We start from the raw sequence: 24,793 nt of genomic DNA, 5'->3' as shown, positions 1-24,793 counted from the left end.
TGGCCCTCTGGGGGCTGCCTCGGCACGCCCGTGGGCTGGTGAACGAGCGGGCCGGCCGCCCCGGGAGATCCGCCTCTGCCGGTCCGGTCGCCAGGGAGCGGGGAGCCGGGGAGCGGGGGAGCCAGGGAGTGGCGCGTCCGGGCCGGCTGGAGCGGCTGAGCGGCTCCCCATGAGGGGCTGGGGCGGCGGGCCCCGTCCGGTCCGCGGACGGGGCACGGTCGGGCCCCGCACAGGCGAGCCGGCATGCGCCGGAACGCCGCCCGCGCGGGGCCGGGTCGTACGGGAACGGCCCCGCGCGGGCGGGCCGGACCGCGGCCGCACCGTGTCGGTGGCGGCCGGTCAGCCAGGCCCAGCGGCTGGGCCTGGCGCCGGTCGGCGGGGCAGCCGTGTGCCGCGCACCCGGCGGCCGCCACCGTGCGTCGCGGACCTCGGCGCCGAGTGCGCGGCGCGGATCAGCCGGAGCGGCGGATGCGCAGGGCGGCCGCGGCGCACAGGCCGAGGGCCACCAGGGCGCCGACGCCGGCGATGGTGGAGGTGACGGTCAGCAGGCCGTCGCTGCTCCCGGCGGTGGTCGACGCCTGGGCCGGCTCGTAACCGCCCGCCATGCCCTTGCGGGCGTAGGCGGAGCCGGGGAGTTTGTCGCCGTACGACTCGTGGACGCGCTTCTGGTACGCGCTCACGGTGGTGCCTCCGGCTCCGATCGCGCGGGTGGCGTCGGGGTCGAGCGGCAGCACGCGCGTGCCACGCTGGACGTACCAGGCGTCGATCTGCGGCTCACGGAAGACCGTTCCGCCGGCCAGTTTCCGGGCGCCCAGGGCCGCGTACCGCGTCTCGTCGTCACCGGTGGCGATGTTCACCACCCGCCAGGAGCCGCCGGTCCGCGCGGTCCACACCGACGCCTTGCGACCGTCGGCGGCGACCGCCTTGCTGGCGAGGAAGTCCAGCGTGGCGATGGGTGTGCCGGTCCAGGCACCGGACTGCGGCCGGGCGGCGACGAACCGCGCGGAGAGCGTGTAGACGGGCACCGTCGCCCCCTCGATGCGCGGGGCGGCGGCCTTCGGGGAGACCGCGCCGTCGCGGGCGAAGAAGCGGGCCAGGGTGTCGCGGGTGGCGGCGCTCCCGGCGGCCTCCCGCGCGGTGTCGACCGCCGCGGCCGCGGGGGTCTCCGGGGCGGCGGGCGTCGCCGTGGGGGTGTCGGCGGCGGCATCGGCCATGGGGAGCAGGCCGAGCAGGGCGGTGGCGAGGGCCGCGGCGGCGACCGCGCGGCCGGCGTTCACGATGGTCATGACCTCACGCCCCGATCCCGTAGAGCGAGTGCGTCCACGCGAACTCGCTGTTGTTCACATACCAGCCGTGGGCGGCCCAGTTGTAGCGGTAGTTGGACGGCCATGGATCGCCCCAGTACACCCAGTCGTTCGTGGTGTCGTATCCGTACAGCAGATGCATGTGGCCACCGCCAGAAGACCACTGGATTCGGGTCTCGATCGGCCGGTTCGCGTTGATCTCACTCTGCACGGTGGAGTAGCGCAGCCATCCGTTGACGTACCAACCGGGGTTGATGCCGGCCCAGCGCAGCCCGGTCTGCACATTGCCGAGAGTGGCCTGCCAGTTGGGGCATTCGGTGCCCTGGGCGCGGTCGAACGCGGCGTTGCAGAACTGGTTCTGACTGTAGCCGCGCCCCATCCAGGTGGCGATGGTGTTTCCGGACGCGGCCCAGCACCAGTTGGTCTTCGCCTGCGCCTGCATGGTGATGTCGAGCCGCCGGGCGGCGAGCGCGGCGCCGGGGCGCGCCGGGGAGGGGGTGGTCGCCGCCGTCGACGCGTCCGACGTAACCGGGGCCGAGCCGGCGTGGGTCGGGGCGGCGGCGGGGGACGTGTTCGGCGCGGGCGTCGCCGTCGCGGCCGCGGTGGGGAGCGCGAGCAGCATGGCGGCCGCGAGGCCGGTGAGGGAGAGCCGTCTGCCGAGACGACGGCCCCCGCGCGGAGCCGTGACGGCCCGCGGACCCGAAACCTGGCCGGTTCGGGGGGTGGTTGGGACGCTGTTCATGCGTTCCTCCCGTGCGAGGGGGGTGTGGGGTGGAGGAGCGCGTCCGGACGCTGTGCGTGGAGCATCCGGCGTTGTCACGACCAGGTCAACACGCTTCAATGCGAGATGACATCGCTGTGTGAACGTTCTGGATCACATGTGAACGGACGATGCATGGATTTTGCTGGAGCGTGGCGAATCCATGGCCCACTAGGGCGAGTTCCGGTCGTGAACGTTCACAGCGGAGTCGGGGGAGCCCCGCTGCGGAGCTCTCACGTCCGATGGGGGAGCGGGAGAGCTCCGGAGCACGAGGAGCTGATGGATGCGGCAGACCACCGCACAGTCGGGCACCGCCGAGACGGAGTTGGCGCGGGCGCTGCGGAACGGTCCGTTCCATGTGGCGCTGCGGGCCGCGCTCACCGCGCGGGGGCTCGCTCTGCACCGGGTCCGGCACCGCCTCGCGCAGCGCGGCGTCACGGTCGGGGTGACCAGCCTCAGCTACTGGCAGCACGGCGCGCGACGGCCGCGCCGCCCGGAGTCGCTGCGGGCGGTCCGGGCCCTGGAGGAGGTGCTGGAGCTGCCCGCCCACGCGCTCACCCGGCTGCTGGAACCGACGGGCGTCCCCACCCCGCGCCCGGCCACTCGCCCGTACCGCACCCTGCTCCAGGTGTCCGGCGTCCTGGAACGGCTGCTCGCCGACCTGGACGCACCGCTGGACGGCGGGCTGCACACCGTGTGCCACCTGGAACGGGTGCGCATCGGAACGCGGCGTGAGCTGTGCGGGCGCGAATCACAGCACGTGGTGCGGGCCCACCGGGACGGTGTGGACCGCTACCTCGCGATCCACCAGGGAGACCCCGGGTGCGACCCCGCGCGGGTCGCCGTCCACGCGACCGAGAACTGCCGCGTGGGGCGGGTGCGCCGGGACGCCGAGAGCATCCTGGTCGTCGCCGAGCTGCTCTTCGACGCGCGGCTGCGCGCCGGGGACACCCACGTCTTCGGTTACGCCTTCGAGGACGGCACCGGTGGGCCCAGTGAGGAGTACGTGCGCGGCTTCAGCTTCGCCGGCGGGCAGTACGTGCTCCAGGTGCGCTTCGACGCCGCCGCCCTGCCCGTCCGCTGCCGGCGCTTCGCCCGCGCCTCGGCCGACGCCCCGCGCAGCGGACAACGGGAGCTCACCCTGACCGGACAGCACCGCATCGTGCACCTGGCCGAGCAGGACGTCCCCCCGGGCATCCTGGGCATCGCCTGGGACTGGGAGTAGCCGCGCCCCTGGCCGGGGCGAGCGGGCACACCTGGTGGCCGGGCCGGGCGGAGCATGCGGAGTGGCCGGGCGGGGCAGGCGGAGTGGCCGGCGCCCCAGCGCCGGCCCGAGCGTCGGCCCCGGCCCCGGCCCGGGTGGGCGCGCGCCTCCGCGGGACGGCACTCCACGCCCGTCCCACGGCCCGTTCCACGCCTCGGGTCGGGTTCCGCCATGTTCACCCCGGCGTCGGGGCGTCACGCGGCCGGTACGGGCCCTTGGCGGCCCCCCTACGGCGCCCTACGAGCTCCCGGGCGCGGTCGACGCGCCTGAGCTACGGGAACCGCGAGGGTTCCGGGGGCTTCGGTCCTTCGGAACTCAGGCGTCCGGCCCGGCGACCAGCTTGCCGCCCTTGGTCCGGATCGGCACGGACGGGAGCGGGGCCACGGCCGGCCCCTGGAGCACCTCACCGGTCTCGGCGTCGAACTCGCTGCCGTGGCAGGTGCAGTTGATCTTCCCGTCCGCCACCTCGTGGACCACGCAGCCCGCGTGCGTACACACCGCGCTGAAGGCCTTGAACTCACCCTTCGCGGTCTGCGTCACCACCAAGCGGTCCTCGCGGTAGAGCTTGGAGCCGCCGACCGGAACCTCGCTGGGCGCGCCCAGCTCCACGGGGGCGGTGGGAGTCGGGGACGCCTTCTTACCGATGGCGCCCACGCAGCCCGCTGCGCCGAGCCCGGCGGCTCCGGCCAGTGCCGCCCCTCGCAGCACGGTTCGGCGGGTGGCGGGCTGGCTGGTCATGGGGGCTCCTGAGGCAGGCATGTGGATCACGGTCGGGCACGCGCGCCGACCCGATCGACGATACCGGCCGTCGTCACGGCGCCCGCCCCGCCCATGCGTTTACGGGCTCGCCCCGATGAGATACCTTCCGGCGATCCCTCGCGGGAGCCGACAACGACCGACAACGAATGGCGGCGACCAGCGGCGACCGGCGGTGTGGACCGAGCCGGAGTCGACGGAGCCGGACAGGAAGGACCGCAGCCCGTGATCGTGGTGGCCGGAGAAGCCCTGATCGACCTCGTGCCGTCCGGCGCGTCCGCCGCGCCGGACCACGGGCTGCCCGCGCTGCTCCCCCGACGCGGCGGCGGCCCGTACAACACCGCCGTGGCGCTGGGGCGCCTGGGCTCCCCCGCCGGGTTCTGTTCCAGGGTCTCCACGGACGCTTTCGGCGAGGCGCTGCTGGACGGGCTGCGCGCCGACGGCGTGGACATCTCGCTGGTGCAGCGCGGGCCGGAGCCGACCACGCTGGCGGTCGCGGCCGTCGGGGCGGACGGATCGGCGGGCTACGGCTTCTACGCCGAGGGCACCGCGGACCGGCTCTTCGCGCTGCCCGACGCCCTTCCGACGAGCGTGACGGCCCTTTCCCTGGGGACCTGCTCGCTGGTGCTGGAACCGGGCGCCAGCGCCTACGAGAGGCTGTTGCGGCGCGAGGCCGAACGCGGCCTCTTCACGGCGCTCGACCCCAACATCCGTGCCGGTCTCATCCCCGACGCGGACGTCTACCGCGCCCGCTTCCGGTCCTGGCTGCCCCACGTCGCCCTGTTGAAGCTCTCCGTCGAGGACGCCGCCTGGCTGGCCGACGGCGTCGAGGACCTCGAAGCGGCAGCGCGGGAGTGGCTGGCGGCGGGGCCCTCGGCCGTGGTGCTGACCCGCGGCGGGGCGGGCCTCACCGTGCTGACCCGCGGCGGCCGTCCGGTCACCGTGCCCGGCGAGCGGATCACCGTCGCGGACACCATCGGTGCGGGCGACACGGTCAACGCCGCGCTGCTGCACCAGCTGGCCGCCCATGACGCGCTCTCCCCCGCCGCGATCGCCGGCCTGGACGAGGACGTCTGGCGCGACATCCTCGCCTTCGCCGCCCGCGCCGCCGCCGTCACCTGCTCCCGCCCGGGCGCGGAGCCCCCCTACGCGGCCGAACTCGGCTGACCGGGCACCCGGCTCCCGCCGTGGCCCGGCGACGGCCGGGCCACCCAGCCCTCGGGCGGGCCCGCACGTCACGCCTTTCGGGCGGGCCCCAACGCCGAGCCCTTCGGGTGGGCCGGCGCCGGGCGCCCGATGCGGTGTCAGCGCGCGGGGCGCCCGAGCCGGGGCTAGCCGCGCTTGGCCCGCGTCGCCGTCTTCTTGGCGGCCGGCTTGGTGGTGACCTCGGCCGCCTTTCTGACCGCCGTGGCGTTGGTCTTCTTCACCGCCGCCGTCTTCTTCGCCGCGGCCTTCGTCGCGGTGGACCTCCCGGCTGCCGACGCGGTGGCCTTCTTCGCCGGGGCGCTCTTCCTCGCCGCCGGCTCCCGCGCCGGCGCCGCGTCCGCGTCGCTCACCCGCTCGCCGAGCAGCTCGCGCAGGAACTTGCCGGTGTGGCTGGCCGGGACCGACGCCACCTCCTCGGGGGTGCCCTCGGCGATGACCAGGCCGCCGCCGCTACCCCCCTCGGGGCCCATGTCCACGACCCAGTCGGCCGTCTTGATCACATCGAGGTTGTGCTCGATGACGATCACCGTGTTGCCCTTGTCGACCAGACCGGAGAGGACCTTGATCAACTTGCTGATGTCCTCGAAGTGCAGACCCGTGGTCGGCTCGTCCAGGACGTAGACCGTGCGCCCGGTCGACCGCTTCTGGAGCTCGCTGGCGAGCTTGACGCGCTGGGCCTCACCGCCGGAGAGCGTCGGCGCGGACTGGCCGAGCCGGACGTACCCCAGGCCGACCTCGTGCAGCGTGCGCAGATGGCGGGAGATCGTCGGCACGGCCTCGAAGAAGTCGAGCGCCTCCTCGATCGGCATGTCCAGCACCTCGGCGATGGACTTGCCCTTGTAGTGCACCTCCAGGGTCTCCCGGTTGTAGCGCGCACCGTGGCAGACCTCGCACGGCACGTACACATCCGGCAGGAAGTTCATCTCGATCTTGATGGTGCCGTCGCCCGCGCAGTTCTCACAGCGGCCGCCCTTGACGTTGAAGGAGAACCGGCCGGGCAGATAGCCGCGGACCTTGGCCTCCATCGTCTCCGCGAAGAGCTTGCGGACGTGGTCGAAGACGCCGGTGTAGGTGGCCGGGTTCGACCGCGGGGTGCGGCCGATGGGCGACTGGTCGACGTGCACGACCTTGTCCACCAGGTCGTCGCCGTCCACCCGGGTGTGGCGCCCCGGGACGTTCCTCGCACCCTGGAGCTCCCGCGCCAGGTGGGTGTAGAGGATGTCGTTGACCAGCGTCGACTTGCCGGAGCCGGAGACGCCGGTGACCGCGGTGAACACCCCCAGCGGGAAGGACACATCGATGTCCTTCAGGTTGTTCTCCCGGGCGCCGCGCACGGTGAGCCGGCGGGAGCCGTTCACGGGGCGGCGGATCTCCGGCAGGGCGATCGACTTCTTACCGGACAGATACTGGCCGGTCATCGACTCCTTGTTGCTCAGCAGCTCCTTCAACGGGCCGCTGTGCACCACCTTGCCGCCGTGCTCGCCGGCGCCGGGGCCGATGTCCACCACCCAGTCCGAGGTCTTGATGGTGTCCTCGTCGTGCTCGACGACGATCAGCGTGTTGCCCAGGTCCCGCAGCCGCACCAGCGTCTCGATGAGCCGGTGGTTGTCGCGCTGGTGCAGACCGATGGAGGGCTCGTCCAGCACGTACAACACGCCGACCAGGCCGGAGCCGATCTGCGTGGCCAGCCGGATGCGCTGCGCCTCGCCGCCGGACAGGGTGCCCGCCGCGCGGTTGAGCGAGAGATAGTCCAGGCCCACGTCGACCAGGAACCTCAGCCGCTCGTTGACCTCCTTCAGGACCCGCTCGGCGATGGTCTTCTCCCGCGCGGTCAGCTTCATCCCGCGCAGGAAGTCGGCGCAGTCGCTGATCGACATCGCGGCGACCTCCGCGATGGAGCGGCCCTGGACGGTGACCGCGAGCACGATCGGCTTGAGTCGGGTGCCCTCGCAGGTGGGGCAGGGCACCTCGCGCATATAGCCCTCGAAGCGCTCCCGACTGGAGTCGCTCTCCGCCTCCGAGTGGCGCCGCTTCACGAACGGCACGGCGCCCTCGAAGGCCGTGGTGTAGGCCCGCTCCCGGCCGTACCGGTTGCGGTAGCGCACCTCGATCTGCGTCTTGTGGCCCTGGAGCAGCGCCTTCTTGGCGCGCTGCGGGAGACCCGCCCAGGGGATGTCGGTGCGGAATCCGAGTGCGTCGGCGAGCGCGCCGACCAGCCGGCCGAAGTACTCCTTGGTGTGGCCGTGCGACCAGGGGTGGATGGCCCCCTCCTCCAGGGACCGCTCCTCGTCCGGGACGATCAGCTCCGGGTCGACCTCCATCCGGGTGCCGATGCCGGTGCACTCCGGGCAGGCGCCGAAGGGCGAGTTGAAGGAGAAGGAGCGCGGCTCCAACTCCTCGAAGGACAGGTCGTCATAGGGGCAGTAGAGGTGCTCGGAGAACATCCGCTCGCGCTGCGGGTCGTCCTCGTCGAGGTCGACGAAGTCGAGGATGACCATGCCTCCGGAGAGCCCGAGCGCGGTCTCGACGGAGTCGGTCAGCCGCCGCTTGGCGCTGTCCTTGACGGTGAGGCGGTCGACCACCACCTCGATGGTGTGCTTCTCCTGCTTCTTGAGCTTGGGCGGGTCGCTGAGCTGGATGGTCTCGCCGTCCACCCGGGCGCGGCTGTAGCCCTTGGTCTGGAGGTCGGAGAAGAGGTCGATGAACTCGCCCTTGCGCTCCCGGACCAGCGGGGACAGCACCTGGAAGCGGCTGCCCTCGGGCAGCTCCAGCACCTTGTCGACGATCGCCTGCGGGGACTGGCGGGCGATGGGCCGTCCGCACTCGGGGCAGTGCGGCTTGCCGATGCGGGCGAAGAGAAGTCGGAGGTAGTCGTAGACCTCGGTGATGGTGCCGACCGTCGAGCGCGGGTTGCGCGAGGTCGACTTCTGGTCGATGGAGACGGCGGGGGACAGGCCCTCGATGAAGTCCACATCGGGCTTGTCCATCTGGCCCAGGAACTGCCGCGCGTAGGAGGAGAGCGACTCGACGTAGCGGCGCTGCCCCTCGGCGAAGATCGTGTCGAACGCGAGGGAGGACTTACCCGACCCCGACAGCCCGGTGAAGACGATCAGGGAGTCGCGGGGGAGGTCGAGCGAGACGTTCTTGAGGTTGTGCTCGCGAGCGCCACGGACGATGAGACGGTCGGCCACGCCGGTCGGCACCTTTCTTGAGAGAGGTGTGGGGTGCGCCGCACCCCCCGATCCAGAGTAGGGGCGCTACGGCGATGTTCTTTAAGGATGCAGCACACCGAGCCTATAGCACGCACATTCGATTTGCGGGGGAAGTCAGACAGCTTCACTCGAAGGAGTGGCGGGGCTACGGTCGCACCATGAGTGACTACGCGGACTACGCGCGCGACGCCTCTGCGGTCCAGGGGGCCACCGACCGGCTGCTCTCCGCGGTGGCCACGCTGGAGGACACCGCGGTCGCCGAGCCCTCCTCGCTGCCGGGCTGGACCCGCGGCCACCTCCTGGCGCATCTGGCCCGCAACGCCGACGCTCTCACCAATCTGCTGGTCTCGGCGCGCACCGGCGAGAAGATCCCCATGTACGCCAGCGAGGAGGCGCGCGACGCCGACATCGAGCGCGACGCCTCCCGCCCGCTCGCCGTCCACCTCGACGACCTGCGCACCAGCGCCTTCCGCTTCAACGCGGCGGCAGCGGCGCTCCCCCGCGACCGGTGGTCGGCGGAGGTCGCCATGCGCCGCGGTGTGGTCGAGCAGGCCGCCCGGCTGCCCTTTCGGCGGCTGGTGGAGGTCGAGCTCCACCATGTCGACCTCGACCTCGGTTACACCCTGGCGGACCTGCCCGCCGGCTTCGTGACCCAGGAGCTCGACTTCCTGACCACCGTGAAGTTCGCCGGGCACCCGGACGTCCCGCCGCTCCGGCTGGCCGCCACGGGCGACGGCCCGGTCCGGGACACCGGCCGCGCCGACGGCCCGCGACTCACCGTGACCGGCTCCCCCGCCGACCTGCTGGGCTGGCTCACCGGCCGCGGCGACGGGGCCGCGCTGTCCTGCCCGGCCCCCGTGCTGCCCGCGCTGCCGCCGCTAGGCTGATCTCATGACGTACAGCGGAGCGGTCAAGGTCGGCGGACCTGCGGAAGTGCACGAGCTGCCGGACCTGATGATCTCTAAAGTGGCGGTCGGCCCGATGAACAACAACGCCTATCTGTTGCGCTGCCGCGCCACGGACGAGCAGTTGCTGATCGATGCCGCCGCCGAGCCTCAGACGCTGCTCACCCTGATCGGCGAGGGCGGCATCGCCTCCGTCGTCACCACCCACCAGCACGGCGACCACTGGCAGGCGCTGCGCGAGGTGGTGGACGCGACGGGCGCGACCACCTACGCGGGGCGGCACGACGCCGAGGGCATTCCGGTCCCCACCGACGTGCTGGTCGACGACGGTGACACCATCCGTGTCGGGCGGGTGGAGCTCACCGCCCGCCACCTGGTCGGTCACACCCCGGGCAGCATCGCGCTGGTCTACGACGACCCGCACGGCCACGCGCATGTCTTCACCGGCGACTGCCTCTTCCCCGGCGGTGTCGGCAACACGCACAACGACCCGGAGGCGTTCGCGAGCCTCATCGACGACGTCGAGACCAAGCTCTTCGGCCAGCTCTCCGACGAGACCTGGGTGTACCCCGGCCACGGCGACGACACCACGCTCGGCGCCGAGCGTCCGCACCTGGGCGAATGGCGTGAGCGCGGCTGGTAGCACGGCGCCTGTGCCGATGCGCCACCACACGCCCTGACATCACCCCTTCCCGGTCCGTAACCAGGGGCGCGCGCGGGTAGTTGGTGCGTCATGCGCGACGATCAGTCGCCGTCCATGACGCGCCTCGCCGCGGCGTCCCTGGCCGGCACCGCCATCGAGTTCTACGACTTCTTCATCTACGGCAGCGCCGCCGCGCTGGTCTTCGGCCCGCTCTTCTTCCCGGGCGCCTCCCCGCTCGCGGCCACGCTCGCCGCCTTCGGCACCTTCGCCGTCGGCTTCCTCGCCCGCCCGCTCGGCTCGATCGTCTTCGGGCACATCGGCGACCGCCACGGCCGACGTCCGGTGCTCATCGCCTCGCTGCTCCTGACCGGCGCCGCCACCGTCGCGGTCGGCTGTGTGCCGGACTACGACACGATCGGGGTCGCCGCGCCCGTTCTGCTGACCATGCTGCGCTTCCTCCAGGGGCTGGGGCTGGGCGGGGAGTGGGGCGGGGCGGTGCTGCTCACCGCCGAACACGCGCCCGCGCGGCGCCGCGCGCTGTGGTCCAGCTTTCCGCAGATCGGCCCGGCCGTCGGCTTCCTGATCGCCAACGGGGTGCTGCTGGCGCTGTCCCTGTCGCTGACCGACGCGCAGTTCCGCTCCTGGGGCTGGCGGGTGCCGTTCTGGGTGGGCGGCGTGCTGGCCGCCTTGGGCCTGTTGTTGCGCACCCGGCTCAGCGAGACGCCGCAGTTCCGGGAGCTCGCCCAGCGCGGCGAGCGGGCCGACGCGCCCATGGCCGAGGTGGTGCGCCGCCACTGGCGACTGCTGCTGCTCACCGCCGGCGGGCTCGCCGTGGGATACGCCGTGTTCTACGCGGTGACCACCTGGTCGTTGGCCTACGGCACGGAGCGCCTCGGGGTCGACCGCACGGTGATGCTCGGTCTCATCATGGCGGCCGTCGCCGTCAAGGGCGCGCTCACCCCGCTGGTCGCGCACCTCGGCGACCGGTTCGGGCGGCGCCCGCTGTGTCTGCTGGGCTCCGCGGCGTCCGCCCTGTGGATGTTCCCGCTGGTCGCGCTGTTGCACACCGGCCGACCGGCGTTGATGTTCCTCGGCTTCCTCGGCGCGCTGCTGGCGTTCGTCCTGATGTTCGCCGTGACCGGCGCCTATCTGCCTGAGCTGTACGAGCCGCGGGTGCGCTGCACGGGCGCTGCGGTCGGCTACAACCTGGCGGGGGTGCTCGGCGGCGCGCTGACCCCCGTCGCGGCGACCTCGTTCTCCAGCGGCGAGGGGACGCCCTGGGGGGTGGCGGGCTATCTCACCGCCATCGCGCTGTTCAGCCTCGGCTGCTTCGCGCTGCTCCCGGAGACCTGTGAGACGCGCGACCGCCTCCCACGGGCCGAACTGGCCGGGGAGGCGGCTGCCTGAGCTCGCGGAGCCTCCGCCCTTCCGGGCCTCGGGCTTCCGGGGATCGCCGGGCGCCGGCACACCGGCGTCCGGGCCGGTCCGCGGGACCGCCGGTCGGGCGGTCCCGCGGTGACCGGCGTCAGACGTCGACGCTGTCCTTCTCCTTGGCGCCGGGGCCCTCGCCCGACTCCACACCCACCGGGCCGGCGGCCGCGGCACCCGCGCCCTCCAGGGCCTCCTGGGCGGCCTGCTTCTTCGAGGCGTACAGGCTGGTGATGGTGGTGACGACGAGGACGGCGCAGATGACGCCCAGGGAGACCGGGATGCTGATCTCCGGGACGTGCACCCCGGACTCGTGCAGCGCGTGCAGCACCAGCTTCACGCCGATGAAGCCGAGGATCACCGACAGCCCGTAGGAGAGGTGCACCAGCTTCTTCAGCAGCCCGCCGATCAGGAAGTACAGCTGTCGCAGACCCATCAGCGCGAAGGCGTTGGCCGTGAAGACGATGTACGGGTCCTGGGTGAGACCGAAGATGGCGGGGATCGAGTCCAGCGCGAAGAGGACGTCGGTGGTGCCGATCGCCAGCATGACGATCAGCATCGGCGTCATCAGGCGCTTGCCGTTCTCGACGATGAACAGCTTGGTGTCGTGGTACTTGTCGGTGGACGGGAAGCGCCGCTCGACCATCTTCAGGAAGCGGTTCTCCTCGAAGTCCTCTTCCTCCTCGTCGGCCCGCGCCTCCTGGATGAGCTTCCAGGCGGTCCAGACGAGGAACGCGCCGAAGATGTAGAAGACCCAGGAGAAGGTCGAGACGATCGCGGCACCGCCGGCGATGAACACGGCGCGCAGCACTAGGGCGATGAGCACACCCACCATCAGAACCCGCTGCTGGTAGATGGAGGGCACCGCGAACTTCGCCATGATGAGCACGAAGACGAAGAGGTTGTCGACGCTCAGCGACTTCTCGGTGATGAAGCCGGCGAAGAACTCACCCGAGGGCTGGCCGCCCGCGAAGAGGAAGAGGCCGAGCCCGAAGAGCCCGGCCAGGGCGATCCAGACGGCGGTCCAGATCCCGGCCTCCTTGATGGAGACCTCGTGCGGCTTGCGGCCGCCTATGAAGAAGTCGACGGCGATCAGGGCGCACAGACCAAGGATGGTCAGCGCCCACAGGGTCATGGAGACGTCCACGGGTCCTCCGGCATTCGTACGGCAGTTTCAGCGTGTCGTTCGCTGCCGGAGGTCTCTTCCGCCCGTGACGCCGATGACGGCACGGGCCGGCGCCCCGGGATCACTGTGATCCGTGGTGACGGGTACGCCGCGGTAGGAGTACTCCCCTCCGTTGCAAAGGAGAGTACAGGAAAGCCCAAGGAAGAGTAAAGGAAAGTGTAAAAGCGCAGGTCACCGCCCGTATGCTTGCCGCGCTTGGGCCACTTGCGCCAACACCCGCCGCAGCACCTCGCTGCCGGCGGGGACCAGCGCGGGCTCATATGTCCAGGCGTGCCCGACCCAGGGGTCGGCCAGGTGGTCGTCCGGGACCGGAGTGATCCGCAGCAGCGCGCGCCACAGCGGGTCCAGCACCGGCCCGTAGGCCCGGGCGTCCTCCCGGTCGGCCACCATCATCAGGTGCACCCCCACCGACGGCCCCTCGTCGGCGAGGTAGCGCAGCTGGGTGACGGCACGGTCGTCGAAGCCGTGCGGGAAGTCGTTGACGATCAGCAGCTGCTGGGCCAGGTCCAGGTCGGGCGGCAGGGCGTCGGTGGCGCCGCTGCGGATGGCCATCTGCACCAGGTCGACCCGCTGGGTCAGGGCGGCCAGCGTCGCGGTCACCCCCTGGGCTCCGGCCGCCGGCGGCTGGCGCAGCGCGCCGGAGTCCGACAGCGGCTGGAGCGCCGCGGCGTCCGAGCCGGCCGGGTCGATCACATGCAGCGAGAACTCGTCCACCGGGTACACGGCCAACAACCGCGCGGCCAGCGCCACCGCGGTGTCCAGCGCCATCCGGCGCAGCTCGCCGGAGTCCACCAGCGCCGCCTCGGGCGAGCCGCCGCGGCCGCTGTCGATCCACAGCCCGCGCTCCAGCGGCAGCCGGACCAGCATGGGGATGCGCAGGTCCGTGCGCTCCGGCAGATGCAGATCGCCCAGGCGCAGCGCCATCGGGATCTCCATCGGCACCTCGTAGCCGTGCCAGACCGGGCTGTCCCACCGGGCGTACGCGGGCGGCAGGGCCGGCTCCACGACCTCGGCCTCGGCGGCGAGCTGCGCCAGGTCCCGGTCCAGGACCGCGCGGGCCTGTTCGACCAGGGAGGTGTGCTTGTCGCGGGCCTCCGCGCGGGCGGCGTCGGCCGCCGGGCCGACGCGGGTCCGCGGGTCGGAGAGCACCCGGTCCAGCTCCTGCTCCATGCGGGAGTCGGCGAAGTCGACGGCGCTGCGGTAGGCGGCGGTGGTCCGGGCCAGGTCCTCGAACATGCCCCACACCTGGTTGTAGAGCCGCTCGTCCATGGTCCAGCCGGTGGCGTCGCCGGCCACCGGCGGCGCGGGCTGCCCCGGCTGGGCGGGCGGTGCGGTCGGCGCCGGAGCCGGCGGGGCCGCGGTGCGACGGCCGGGATGCCGGTAGTCGACCGGCCCGCCCGACGACGGCGGCGGGACCGGCCCGCCGTTGGACGGCTGCCCGCCGGTGTCGGCGCCCGGGGCCGGGTCGGATGAGGTGCTGCCGCCCGCCGTGGCCGTACGGACCCGGCCCTCGGGTCCGGAGCGCGGCGGGGGCTGGGCGACGGAGCGGGCCATGCCCTGAGCGACCGCGTCGTTGATCCGCGCGGCGAGCTGCGCGGCGTCCGCCAGCCCCTGGTCCTGGAGCATGGCGGCCAGGCCGCCCGCGTACCCCTGCCCGACGGCGCGCACCTTCCAGGCGCCCTGCCTGCGGTAGAGCTCCAGGGCCACGACAGCGGACTCCGCGTCCAGGCCGGTGACGGTGAAGCTCGCGATCTCGGTGCCGTCCAGCCCGGTGACGGCGACGGAGGGGGCCGCGAAGGCGCCGAAGGTCACCGGGCCGCCCACGCCGGTCGGCAGGGCGAGCAGCACGATGACCCGGTGGCTGTTCTCGGGCAGCGCGTCGAGGTCGACGGCGAGCCGGTGGTCGGCGGCGGCCTGCTTGGACACCTCGATCCCGGGCAGTTGGGGCGCGGCCGGATGGGCGATCCATTCGGCGCCGAGTATGCGGCCCTGCTCATCGGCGAGCGTCGCCCCGGCCACGATCGGTTTGCCCGCCGAGACCCGGATCTCCAAACGGGTCTGAGGCAGTGGGTGGTTCTGCCCCCGGACCAGCTCGGCCGTCATCGCTGCGCTCCCTTGCTGCGTCTCGTACGCGCGCTCGTACGCGTCGTACGTGTGGTTCGTCCTGCTCGCGTTCGCACGGTGGGTCGTGGGACCGCGGGTGCGACCGCGAGGATCTCTGTCGTGAGTGCCCACCGGCCCGGCGACGATCGTTCGCCGCCGGGCCGGTCACCACGGTCGCTCACGGGCCGTCGACGTGGCCCGTCGCGGCTTACAGGTGGGGCACGATGTGCGGCATCAGGTCCTGGAAGGTGCGGCCGTTGGCCGGCTCGCCCAGAGCCTTCATCTGCCAGCCGCCGCCGACCCGCTGCACCTTCGCCATGATCTGCGCGGTGTACTGCCCGCCGCCGGTGAGGGTGTAGCGCGCCAGCTCCTGGCCGTTGGTCTCGTCGACGAGGCGGCAGAAGGCGTTCTGCACCTCGGTGAAGGACTGACCGGTGAAGGAGTTCACCGTGAAGACGATCTGGTCGATGTGGACCGGAACGCGCTGGAGGTCGACGAGGATCGCCTCGTCGTCGCCGCCCTGGCCGACGCCGCCGACCAGGTTGTCACCGGTGTGCCGCACCGAGCCGTCGTCACTGACCAGGTGGCGGAAGAAGACCACGTCCGTCGGCTGCCCGCTGGCGAACAGCACGGCCGACGCGTCGAGGTCGATCTCCCGAGTGCGGGACCCGAACAGCCCCCGGCGGGCGGCGGCCTGCCACCCCAGTCCCATACGCACCGCGGTCAGGGTGCCACCGTCGGCCTTCTGCAGGCTGATGGACTGTCCCTTGGACATGTTGACCGTCACGTGCTGCCCCTACTCTCGTTTCTCGTTTCCCCGTGGCCGCCTGTCTTGTGCGGCCCTGTCAGAACCCTAAGCACTCCCGGAGCCTGGCAGGACCGCCCGGCCGGGGTTTGTGTCGTTCTTGAAACACTCCCCGCCGTACGCGGGGCTCGACGCAGGCCCGAGGGCTCGCGCCGGAAAGACCCCGAACACTCCCCGCCGTACGCGGAGCTCGACCCCCGCCGTGGGGGACGCCGCGCTCCCCGGGGCGTCGGCTCCCACGGCCGCGGCTCCACGCGTCTCCCCCTCATCCCCCGGCCGGCACCGCGCCCCCGACCCGCCTGCCGTCGATCCGCCTCCAGGGCCCGTGTCCCGCCCCGCACACCGCCGTCGGCCCCCGGACTCGGTCCCCCCTGGACACGGTCACCCCCGGACACGACGGTCAGGAGAGCCCGGCCTCCTGCATCTGCCGCAGCTCCTTCTTCAGCTCCGCCACCTCGTCACGCAGCCGCGCCGCGACCTCGAACTGGAGCTCCGCGGCGGCCGCCCGCATCCGCGCGGTCATCTCCTCGATCAGTTCGGCCAGTTCGGCGGCCGGACGATCGGTCGGCACCACCTCGGCGCCGCCCTTGCCGCCCTTGCCGCCCTTCTTGTGGGCGGCCAGCGCCGGCACCGGGGCCTTCGGCTGCGCCTTCCCCTTGCCGCCCGCCGCCTGGTCGGCCTTGCGGTACCCCGAGCCCAGCAACTCCCTGGTGTCGATCTCCTCGCGCGCGATGGTCGCGACGATGTCGCCGATCTTCTTGCGCAGCGGCTGTGGGTCGATGCCGTTCGCCTTGTTGTAGGCGATCTGCTTGGCGCGGCGGCGGTTGGTCTCGTCGATGGCCTTCGCCATCGCCGCCGTGACCTTGTCGGCGTACATATGGACCTGACCGGACACGTTGCGCGCCGCACGGCCGATCGTCTGGATCAGCGAGGTGCCCGAACGCAGGAACCCCTCCTTGTCCGCGTCCAGGATCGCCACCAGGGAGACCTCGGGCAGGTCCAGGCCCTCACGCAGCAGGTTGATGCCGACGAGCACGTCGAACTCGCCGGCGCGCAGCTCTCGCAGCAGCTCCACCCGGCGCAGCGTGTCGACGTCGCTGTGCAGATAGCGCACCTGGATGCCCAGCTCCAGGAAGTAGTCGGTGAGGTCCTCGGCCATCTTCTTGGTGAGGGTGGTCACCAGGACGCGCTCGTCCTTCTCGGTGCGGGCACGGATCTCGTGGACGAGGTCGTCGATCTGGCCCTGGGTGGGCTTGACCACGACCTCCGGGTCGACCAGGCCGGTCGGCCGGATGATCTGCTCCACGAAGCCGTCGCCGCGCGACAGTTCGTAGGGCCCCGGGGTCGCCGAGAGGTAGACCGTCTGCCCGACGCGCTCCAGGAACTCCTCCCACTTCAGAGGGCGGTTGTCGAGCGCCGAGGGCAGCCGGAAGCCGTGCTCGATCAGGGTGCGCTTGCGCGACGCGTCGCCCTCGTACATCGCGCCGATCTGCGGCACGGTGACATGGGACTCGTCGATGACCAGCAGGAAGTCGTCCGGGAAGTAGTCGAGCAGGGTGTGCGGCGGGGTGCCGGACTCGCGGCCGTCGATGTGCAGCGAGTAGTTCTCGATGCCGGAGCAGGTGCCGATCTGACGCATCATCTCGATGTCGTAGGTGGTCCGCATCCGCAGCCGCTGGGCCTCGAGGAGCTTGCCCTGCTTCTCCATCCGGGCCAGCGTCGTCTCCAGCTCGCGCTCGATCCCGGTGATGGCCCGCTCCATGCGCTCGGGCCCGGCGACGTAGTGGCTGGCCGGGAAGACGTACAGCTCCTCGTCGTCGGAGATGACCTCGCCGGTCAACGGGTGCAGCGTGGACAGCGCCTCGATCTCGTCGCCGAACATCTCGATCCGGACCGCGAGCTCCTCGTAGACCGGGAAGATCTCGATGGTGTCGCCGCGCACCCGGAAGGTGCCGCGGGTGAACGCCACGTCGTTGCGCGTGTACTGGATGTCGACGAACCGGCGCAGCAGCTGGTCCCGGTCGATCTCGTCGCCGACCTTGAGCGGCACCATCCGGTCGACGTACTCCTGGGGCGTGCCCAGGCCGTAGATGCAGGACACGGAGGCCACCACGACCACATCGCGCCGGGTGAGCAGGGAGTTCGTCGCCGAGTGGCGCAGCCGCTCGACCTCCTCGTTGATGGAGGAGTCCTTCTCGATGTAGGTGTCGGACTGCGGGACGTACGCCTCGGGCTGGTAGTAGTCGTAGTACGAGACGAAGTACTCCACCGCGTTGTTCGGCATGAGCTCGCGGAACTCGTTGGCGAGCTGGGCGGCGAGGGTCTTGTTGGGTGCCATGACGAGCGTCGGCCGCTGCAGCTTCTCGATCATCCACGCGGTGGTCGCGGACTTTCCGGTGCCGGTCGCCCCGAGCAGGACCACGTCCTTCTCGCCGGCGCGGATGCGCCGCTCCAGGTCGGCGATGGCGGTCGGCTGGTCACCGCTGGGCTGGAAGGGGCTGACGACCTCGAAGGGCGCCACCTTGCGTTCGATCTGGGATACGGGCCGCATGGAACCACCGTACGACCCGGCACTGACAACGGCCCACCGCCCGCCCCGCGGCCGCGGCCGGGACACGACGTCGAGTCGACCGGCTCGGCACCGGACGGGAGTCGGTCGCATACGGGTGCCCTCCGGTCCCCCGCCGCCGGCGGCCGGTCGGCGGCGCGTTCACCCGTTCGCCCTTTCCGGGGTTTCCCGGGTCCGCCGCCCCCGCCGCCCCGGGGCCGCCGTGCCTGCTCAGCGCGGTGCGGCAGGTCGTACCGCACATTCCCGGCCACGATCCGACCATCCGCCACCTGTCCCGCGGTCCGCCACTCCTGGCACCCTCTGCGGGTCCGGCCCACCGACGACGTGAGGAGTCCGTATGCGCGTCCGCCCCGCCGCCGCCCTCGCCGGCGCCCTCCTGGGTATGTCCACGCTCTTCCTCCCCGCCACCGCGCTGGCGCGGCCCGCCGCCGCCTCGGCGTCCGACACGCTGACCGCACGGGCGGCCACCGCGCGTACGCACGCCCCGGTCGCCGTGGCGCACCGCGGCGCCTCCGCCTACGCCCCCGAGAACACCCTGGCCGCCGTGGACGAGGCGGCCGAGCGGGGGATCAGATGGGTGGAGAACGACGTGCAGCGCACCAAGGACGGCGAGCTGATCATCATGCACGACACCACGCTCAGCCGGACCACCGACGTGGAGCAGGTCTTCCCCGGCCGGGCGCCCTGGAAGGTCTCCGAATTCACCGCCGAGGAGATCGAACAGTTGGACGCGGGCAGCTGGTTCGGCCCGGAGTTCGCGGGCGAGCCGGTGCCCACGCTGGAGGACTACATGGAGACGGTGGAGGACAACGGGCAGAGCCTGCTGATGGAGCTCAAGGCCCCCGAGCTGTACCCCGGCGTCGAGCGGCAGACCCTCCGGCTGCTGCGCCGCGAGGGCTGGCTGGACCGTTCCCACATCAAGCGCCGGTTGATCATCCAGTCGTTCAGCGCCGGGTCGGTCCGGACGGTCCACGAGCTGCGGCCGGAGGTGCGGACCGGCTTCCTGGGCGCCCCGGCCGTCGCCGACCTCCCGACCTACGCGGCCTTCGCCGACCAGATCAACCCGAACCACAAGGCGGTCACCCCGGAGTACGTCGCCGCGATCCACGCGGTGCGGGGCGCCCACGGCCGGCCGCTCCAGGTCTTCACCTGGACCGTGGACGACGGCCCGACCGCGGTCAAGCTCGCGTGGGCCGGCGTGGACGGGGTCATCACCAACAAGCCGGACGTCATCAGGGACGCCCTGGACGCCGCGTAGCGGACCGTCACGCCCGGGAGGCACGCGCGTGGGCGGGGGCGTTGTCGGTGCCCCCGCCTACGCTGAAGGGCGTGACGGAATCCGCGAGCGACTCCCGCGTCTGGACCTGGGCGGTCCTGGACACCCCGATCGGCCCGCTGCTTCTCGGAGCGACCGAGCAGGGCCTGGTCAGCGTGGTCTTCCACGCCGACGAGCGGACCGCCGCCGCGTCGGTGGAGCGCCTCACCCGGCGGCTCGGATCGCCTCCGGTCGCCCCCGGTCGGGAGGGCGTCCCCGAGGCGCAGGGCGTCCCCGAGGCGAAGGGCGACCGCGCCCCGAAGGACGACGCCTCCGCGGGCGACCGGGCCGTGGGCGATCCCTCCGCCGGCGCCGCCTCCGCCCACCTCGCCGAGGCGATACGCCAGCTCACGGCCTACTTCTCGGGGAAGGCGCGGACGTTCACCGTCCCCCTCGACTGGTCCCTGACCACCGGCTTCAACCGCCGCGTGCTGCGTGCGCTGGCCGCCCACGTCCCCTACGGGACGGTGGTCGGCTACCAGGACCTGGCCGACCGGATCGCCGAGCCCGGCGCCGCGCGGGCCGTCGGCATGGCCATGGGCGGCAACCCGCTGCCGGTCGTCGTGCCCTGCCACCGCGTCGTGGAGAGCGACGGCGGCATCGGCGGCTTCGGCGGGGGTCTGGAGACCAAGCGCCTCCTGCTGGCGCTGGAGGGCGTGCTGCCGCAACCGCTGTTCTAGCCCGCCGCGCCCCGCGCGGCCGCCGGCCCGGTGCCGCCACGACCCTGGAGAGGACGGGCCGAGCCCCGCTCCGGGTCTAGCCGAGCCCGCTCCAGGCCGGGTGGCGCGGATCGTCGGCCCGCACGACCACGTCGGCGGCCTCGCCCGGCCGTATCTCCTCCTCGTAGCGGGCGAAGGCCGGCAGCGTCCACCGCTCGTCCTCGCCGGTGCGCCGCGCGAGGGCCGCCGGGGACAGCCGCAGATGGACGGAGAGGTCGAACGGGAACCAGTGCCCGAGCAGCAGCGCGCCGTGCAGCAACAACACCCCTCCGGGCGGTAGTTCGGCGTAGGGGCTGCGGGTGGCGCGGTCGGCCTCGGGATCCCACAGGTCGGGCAGCACTCGACCGGTGCCGCCCGGCTCGAGGGGCGTGAAGACCTCCCGCCACAGCGCACCGGTGTCCAGCCACCCGTCGTAGTACGCCTCGACGTCCCGCCGCCCGTGCTCGAAGCGCAGCGACGCGGGCCGCCAGAAGCCGCTCGCCGCGACCACCAGCCCCGGCCGCCCCCGCAGCCGCAACGCCTCGGCCAGCCGCCCCGCCAGCTCCCCGGTGTCCGCCGCCGGCGGTCCGTCGACGGCCACCCGCAACCAGGGCCCACCGTCGGCGGCCTCCAAGCCCATGAGGTGGTCGGTGACGAGCCGGGTCAGCCGTTCCCAGGAGATCGCTTCGAGCCGCACTCCCCCATGATGCCTGGGCTACGGTACGAAGAATGACACGCCAGATCGCACTGTTGCGCGGCATCAACGTCGGCGGCAACAAGAAGTTCCCCATGGCACGACAGCGCGAGCTGATGCAGGCGCTCGGATACCGGGACGTCACCGTCTACCTCCAGTCGGGCAACGTCGTCTTCGCCGACCCGGGCACGCCGCCCGAGCGGACCGCCCGCGCGATCGAGGACCGCATCGCCGCGGACATGGGCTTCCCCGTGCCCGTCATGGTGCGCACCCGCGACGAGCTGGCGGCCGTCGTCACCGCCAACCCCTACCCGGCGGCCGCGGCCGAGCCCAAGACCCTGCACGTGGTCTTCCTGTCGGACGTCCCCGCCGACACCGCGCCGCTGGACGCCCTGGACCGGGCCGCCTACGCCCCGGACGAGTTCCGGCTCATCGGCCGGGAGCTCTATCTGCACTGCCCGAACGGGCTGGGCCGCTCCAAACTGGCCGAGAAGATCCTCGGGATGCGGCTGGGCGTCACGGTCACCGCCCGCAACTGGAACACGGTCACCCGACTGCTGGCGTTGGCGGACGCCGTGTGACGGCCGTTCGGCCGACCTCCGCGAGGCGTGTCGACGGCCCGCCAGGTGTCGCCACGGCACGTATGCGGGAAGAGCCAGTGCGTGCGTGAAGTACGTGAGGTGACCGAGCCCGTGGCCGAGCTGGTGCGCCGCGGCACCACCCCCGTCGTGGCCCAGGCGCTGCGCTCCACCGCGGCCGCGACCATCTCCTACGTGGTGGCGCTCCAGCTCAGCCGCGAGCCGGTCCCGCTGACCGCCCCGCTCACCGCGCTGCTCGTCGTCCAGGTCACCCTCTACGCCACCCTCACCACCGGCATCCGCAGGGTGAACTCGGTGGTCGCCGGGGTGCTCATCGCGATCGCCTTCAGCGTCATGGTCGGCCTGACCTGGTGGAGCCTGGCGCTGATCATCCTCGCCTCGCTCGCCGCGGGGCATCTGGTGCGCGTCGACGAGTTCGTCCCCGAGGTGGCGATCAGCGCCATGCTGGTCCTGGGCGTCACCCAGGTCTCCGACACCGCCTGGGACCGGGTGGTGGAGACACTGATCGGAGCGGTGGTGGGGCTGCTCTTCAACTTCCTGCTGGCACCCCCGGTCTATGTGCGCACCGCCGGCGAGTCCATCGAGGACCTCGCCCGTCGGCTGCGGACCCTGCTGCTGCACATCAGCGACGAGCTCACCGAGCACATCCCCGTCGCCCGCGCCGCCGCCCGGCTCCACGAGGCACGCCGCCTCGACCAGGACATCTCCCAGGTCGACGCCTCGCTCCGGCAGGCGGAGGACAGCCTCCGCCTCAACCCGCGGGTCCGTGAGGGGCTGCTGCACCGCATCGTGCTCCGCACCGGCCTGGACACCCTGGAAATCTGCACCGTCGTCCTGCGCGTACTCGCCCGCACCCTCACCGACCTGGCCAAACACCGCACCGACGAGCCGCTCTTCCCACCCGAGGTGGCCGCGGGGCTCCAAGCCCTCTTCGGCCATCTCTCCCAGGCCGTCCAGAGCTTCGCCGCCCTGGTCACCACCCAGGTCAGTGCCAACGCCGAGGAGGCCGAGGCGCGCCTCGCGGCTGAGCTCGCCAAAGCCAACGCCAGCCGCGACGACGTCGCCGAATTGCTGCTGTTCCGCATCCAACAGCACCCCCGTCAGTGGCAGCTCCACGGAGCGCTGTTGGCCGAGGTCGACCGGATCCTGGACGAGCTCGACATGGACCACCGGTCGCGGCGGCTGATGGAGGAGTTGGACCGGTACGCGCAGGAGCGGAGGGAGCGGTTCCCACGGTGGGCCAAGGCCCGGGACCGGGTCCGAAAGTCCTTGTCCCGGCTGCGCCGAGGGTGAGGCGGGAGCGGCCGGCCGGGCGTTGTCAGTGGTCGCCCGTACGGTTCGTAGCAGTGGACGACCACGGAGTCGCCCACCGTTTCCTGTCCGTGGGAGGGGTCTGCCGTGTCTCGGTCGACGACGTATCTGGAGCTGTCTCAAGAGGGCGGTGGAGCACACAAGTTCTATGAGGTCACGGTGGACGGCACCGTCGTGTCGGTGCGCTACGGCCGCATCGGCGCGGCCGGACAGCTCCAGACCTCCACCTTCCCCACGGCGCAGAAGGCGCAGGCCGCGGCCGCGAAGAAGATCGGCGAGAAGGTACGCAAGGGGTACGCGCCGGCGGTGCGGGGCCAGCGCGCCGCGCGGCCGGTGACGCGGCGCCAGGTGACCTCGGCCCCCTCGACGGCGCGCTCGGTCGCGCCGGTGCTGTGGCGGTTCCGTACCGGTGCGGCCGCGTTCGGCATCCACATCGACCAGGACCGCTGCTGGGTCGGCAACCAGGCCGGAGACGTCTACACCCTGGGACACGACGGCGAGGTGCTGGCCCGCTACCAGCTGCCGGACGGGGTGAAGTGCCTGGTCGCCGACGACTTCTGGATCTACGCGGGGTGTGACGACGGCACGGTCTACGACCTGTCCTCCAAACTGCCCTTCGCCGCCTACGAGATCGCGGCCAGCGTCGACATCTTCTGGCTCGACATCCATGAGGGCGTCCTGAACGTCGCCGACCGCAACGGCGGACTGACGGTCATCGACCACGAGGACGAGTTCCAGTGGTCACGCAAGAGCGCCGGTGGCCACGCCTGGATGGTCCGCCGCGACGACCGCGCCGTCTACCACGGCCACCAGCGCGGCGTCACGGCCTACCACCCCGACGGCAGCGGCGAGCGGTGGCACACCGCCACCACCGGCGCGGTGCTCTTCGGCTGGCAGGAGGACGACGCGGTGTACGCGGGCACCGACCGCCGGGTGGTCCAGCGCCTGGACAAGGAGACCGGCCGTATCGAGGCCGTGTACCGGTGCGACACCGTCGTGTACTCCTGCGCCACGGCCCCGGGCGGCCAGTACGTCTTCGCGGGCGACTCCGCCTCCTCGGTGTACTGCTTCGCGCAGGACGGCACCCGGCTGTGGAAGCTGGGGACCGGGGGCGGCTCGGCGCTGTCCATGCAGTACCACGACGAGAAGCTGTACATCGTCACCACCGACGGCTCGCTGGCCTGCATCGACGCCAGCGACGCCGCCATCGCGGCCGCGCAGGGCGGCACGCTCCCCACCGCGCGGGACGTGAAGTCCTCCGCGGGGCTGCCCACCTACACTCCGTCGGCGGCGGTGCGGACGGTGGTCTCCTCCGCCGCGCCGGCCGGCGGCGTGATCGTCGAATGTGTGCAGGAGGGCAGTCGGCTGCGGATGCGGGTCGTCAGCGGCGGCTACGAACCGGAGTGGAACGTCCAGTTCCCCCGCCGGATGCGCGAGGTCGGAGCCCGCTATGTGGTGGACGCCCTGCACTCCGCGTCCGGGTTCTACCGCGTCCGCGGCGAGATCCGCCGGCTGGTGTAGCCGCCACGGCCGCGGGGCGGGGCCGCCGGCGTACATTCGGTAGTGGAGATGGATTGCCATGTTGCGTACCGGCGACGAACCCGTCCACGCGCGCAGCGCGCTGCGGATGCGGTGTGCGCTCGCCGTCTGGGGCCTGCTCTGGTCCCTGGGCGGCACGGTGGCCTTCTCCGTGGTGGGACGACCAGGATGGGCGGCGGCCTGCGCCGTCCTGGTGGTGATCACCCTCACGGATCTGATCCTCGTCATCCGGCACATCCGTCAGGGACCGCACTACCAGCCCGGCCGGAACATACCGCCGTACCACCCGGTCAGCGACCGTCCGGGCCCGCCGCAGCGCCCCGAGCAGCCCCGTCAGCCGCGCCACCTCCCCTAGCAGGCCCGCTCCCGCCATCCGGGCTGCCCGCCCCGTCAGCCGGAGCCGCCCGTCGGGCGGACCCGCCCATCAAGTGGTCCTGACCGTCCGGCGGACCCCGCCCATCAAGCGGCCCTGACCGTCCGCCGACCTGCCTCACCA

Annotated in this window: 20 protein-coding genes; 11 read left to right on the top strand and 9 right to left on the bottom strand. The window is 72.4% G+C overall.

What is annotated here, in order from left to right; all coding sequences use genetic code 11:
- Positions 1-452: 452 nt before the first annotated feature.
- Both LRS74_RS26075 and LRS74_RS26070 read right to left on the bottom strand, forming a co-directional pair.
- Complete coding sequence (locus LRS74_RS26075; RefSeq protein WP_277744942.1) at positions 453-1,214, bottom strand: hypothetical protein; 762 nt, start codon at positions 1,212-1,214, stop codon at positions 453-455.
- Between the two features lie 76 nt (positions 1,215-1,290).
- Entirely contained in the window at positions 1,291-1,926 is a 636-nt protein-coding gene (locus LRS74_RS26070; protein ID WP_277744941.1) for a papain-like cysteine protease family protein, read from the bottom strand.
- Between the two features lie 421 nt (positions 1,927-2,347).
- Here LRS74_RS26070 and LRS74_RS26065 point away from each other — a divergent pair, with 421 nt between their 5' ends.
- Entirely contained in the window at positions 2,348-3,289 is a 942-nt protein-coding gene (locus tag LRS74_RS26065; protein WP_277743283.1) for a hypothetical protein, read from the top strand.
- Positions 3,290-3,643: 354 nt separating this feature from the next.
- Here the strand turns inward: LRS74_RS26065 and LRS74_RS26060 are convergent, their stop codons facing one another.
- Entirely contained in the window at positions 3,644-4,066 is a 423-nt protein-coding gene (locus LRS74_RS26060) for a Rieske (2Fe-2S) protein (RefSeq protein WP_277743282.1), read from the bottom strand.
- 243 nt (positions 4,067-4,309) lie between these two features.
- Between LRS74_RS26060 and LRS74_RS26055 the strand changes: the two genes are divergently transcribed.
- The gene (locus tag LRS74_RS26055; RefSeq protein ID WP_277743281.1) at positions 4,310-5,251 is read left to right on the top strand and encodes a carbohydrate kinase; all 942 of its coding nucleotides are present in this window, start codon (positions 4,310-4,312) and stop codon (positions 5,249-5,251) included.
- 164 nt (positions 5,252-5,415) lie between these two features.
- Here the strand turns inward: LRS74_RS26055 and uvrA are convergent, their stop codons facing one another.
- Positions 5,416-8,481 (bottom strand): excinuclease ABC subunit UvrA, encoded by a 3,066-nt coding sequence (gene uvrA / locus LRS74_RS26050; protein ID WP_277743280.1) that lies wholly within the window; start codon positions 8,479-8,481, stop codon positions 5,416-5,418.
- A gap of 179 nt (positions 8,482-8,660) precedes the next feature.
- On the opposite strand from uvrA, the gene LRS74_RS26045 reads away from it, so the two are divergent.
- From LRS74_RS26045 to LRS74_RS26035, 3 genes are all read left to right on the top strand, one after another.
- A complete protein-coding gene (locus LRS74_RS26045) occupies positions 8,661-9,389 on the top strand; it encodes a maleylpyruvate isomerase family mycothiol-dependent enzyme (protein ID WP_277743279.1) in 729 nt (242 codons plus the stop codon).
- A gap of 4 nt (positions 9,390-9,393) precedes the next feature.
- Positions 9,394-10,050: an MBL fold metallo-hydrolase gene (locus tag LRS74_RS26040; protein WP_277743278.1), complete on the top strand. Its 657-nt coding sequence runs from the start codon at positions 9,394-9,396 to the stop codon at positions 10,048-10,050.
- Between the two features lie 114 nt (positions 10,051-10,164).
- Positions 10,165-11,457, top strand: a complete 1,293-nt coding sequence (locus tag LRS74_RS26035; RefSeq protein WP_277744940.1) for an MFS transporter — start codon at positions 10,165-10,167, stop codon at positions 11,455-11,457.
- Between the two features lie 118 nt (positions 11,458-11,575).
- Here the strand turns inward: LRS74_RS26035 and LRS74_RS26030 are convergent, their stop codons facing one another.
- From LRS74_RS26030 to uvrB, 4 genes are all read right to left on the bottom strand, one after another.
- Complete coding sequence (locus tag LRS74_RS26030; protein WP_277743277.1) at positions 11,576-12,625, bottom strand: TerC family protein; 1,050 nt, start codon at positions 12,623-12,625, stop codon at positions 11,576-11,578.
- 210 nt (positions 12,626-12,835) lie between these two features.
- A complete protein-coding gene (locus tag LRS74_RS26025) occupies positions 12,836-14,767 on the bottom strand; it encodes a TerD family protein (RefSeq protein ID WP_277743276.1) in 1,932 nt (643 codons plus the stop codon).
- Positions 14,768-14,975: 208 nt separating this feature from the next.
- Positions 14,976-15,554 (bottom strand): TerD family protein, encoded by a 579-nt coding sequence (locus LRS74_RS26020; RefSeq protein ID WP_277743275.1) that lies wholly within the window; start codon positions 15,552-15,554, stop codon positions 14,976-14,978.
- Between the two features lie 418 nt (positions 15,555-15,972).
- Complete coding sequence (gene uvrB, locus LRS74_RS26015) at positions 15,973-18,123, bottom strand: excinuclease ABC subunit UvrB (protein WP_277743274.1); 2,151 nt, start codon at positions 18,121-18,123, stop codon at positions 15,973-15,975.
- A gap of 355 nt (positions 18,124-18,478) precedes the next feature.
- On the opposite strand from uvrB, the gene LRS74_RS26010 reads away from it, so the two are divergent.
- Complete coding sequence (locus LRS74_RS26010; protein WP_277743273.1) at positions 18,479-19,399, top strand: glycerophosphodiester phosphodiesterase family protein; 921 nt, start codon at positions 18,479-18,481, stop codon at positions 19,397-19,399.
- 71 nt (positions 19,400-19,470) lie between these two features.
- Entirely contained in the window at positions 19,471-20,136 is a 666-nt protein-coding gene (locus LRS74_RS26005) for a methylated-DNA--[protein]-cysteine S-methyltransferase (protein WP_277743272.1), read from the top strand.
- 76 nt (positions 20,137-20,212) lie between these two features.
- On the opposite strand, the gene LRS74_RS26000 is transcribed toward LRS74_RS26005, so the two are convergent.
- Positions 20,213-20,851 (bottom strand): uridine kinase, encoded by a 639-nt coding sequence (locus LRS74_RS26000; RefSeq protein ID WP_277743271.1) that lies wholly within the window; start codon positions 20,849-20,851, stop codon positions 20,213-20,215.
- A 32-nt stretch (positions 20,852-20,883) separates the two neighbouring features.
- On the opposite strand from LRS74_RS26000, the gene LRS74_RS25995 reads away from it, so the two are divergent.
- From LRS74_RS25995 to LRS74_RS25980, 4 genes are all read left to right on the top strand, one after another.
- Positions 20,884-21,429 carry a DUF1697 domain-containing protein gene (locus LRS74_RS25995; RefSeq protein WP_277743270.1) on the top strand — a complete coding sequence of 182 codons (546 nt, stop codon included), beginning with the start codon at positions 20,884-20,886 and terminating at the stop codon, positions 21,427-21,429.
- Positions 21,430-21,510: 81 nt separating this feature from the next.
- Positions 21,511-22,740 (top strand): FUSC family protein, encoded by a 1,230-nt coding sequence (locus LRS74_RS25990; protein WP_277743269.1) that lies wholly within the window; start codon positions 21,511-21,513, stop codon positions 22,738-22,740.
- A gap of 105 nt (positions 22,741-22,845) precedes the next feature.
- A complete protein-coding gene (locus tag LRS74_RS25985; protein WP_277743268.1) occupies positions 22,846-24,279 on the top strand; it encodes a WGR domain-containing protein in 1,434 nt (477 codons plus the stop codon).
- Positions 24,280-24,337: 58 nt separating this feature from the next.
- Positions 24,338-24,652, top strand: a complete 315-nt coding sequence (locus tag LRS74_RS25980) for a DUF6343 family protein (RefSeq protein ID WP_277743267.1) — start codon at positions 24,338-24,340, stop codon at positions 24,650-24,652.
- The last annotated feature ends 141 nt before the right edge of the window (positions 24,653-24,793 follow it).

It is taken from the genome of Streptomyces sp. LX-29 (assembly GCF_029541745.1).
GTDB lineage: Bacteria > Actinomycetota > Actinomycetes > Streptomycetales > Streptomycetaceae > Streptomyces.
This window is presented reverse-complemented; position numbering and strand designations above follow the sequence as displayed.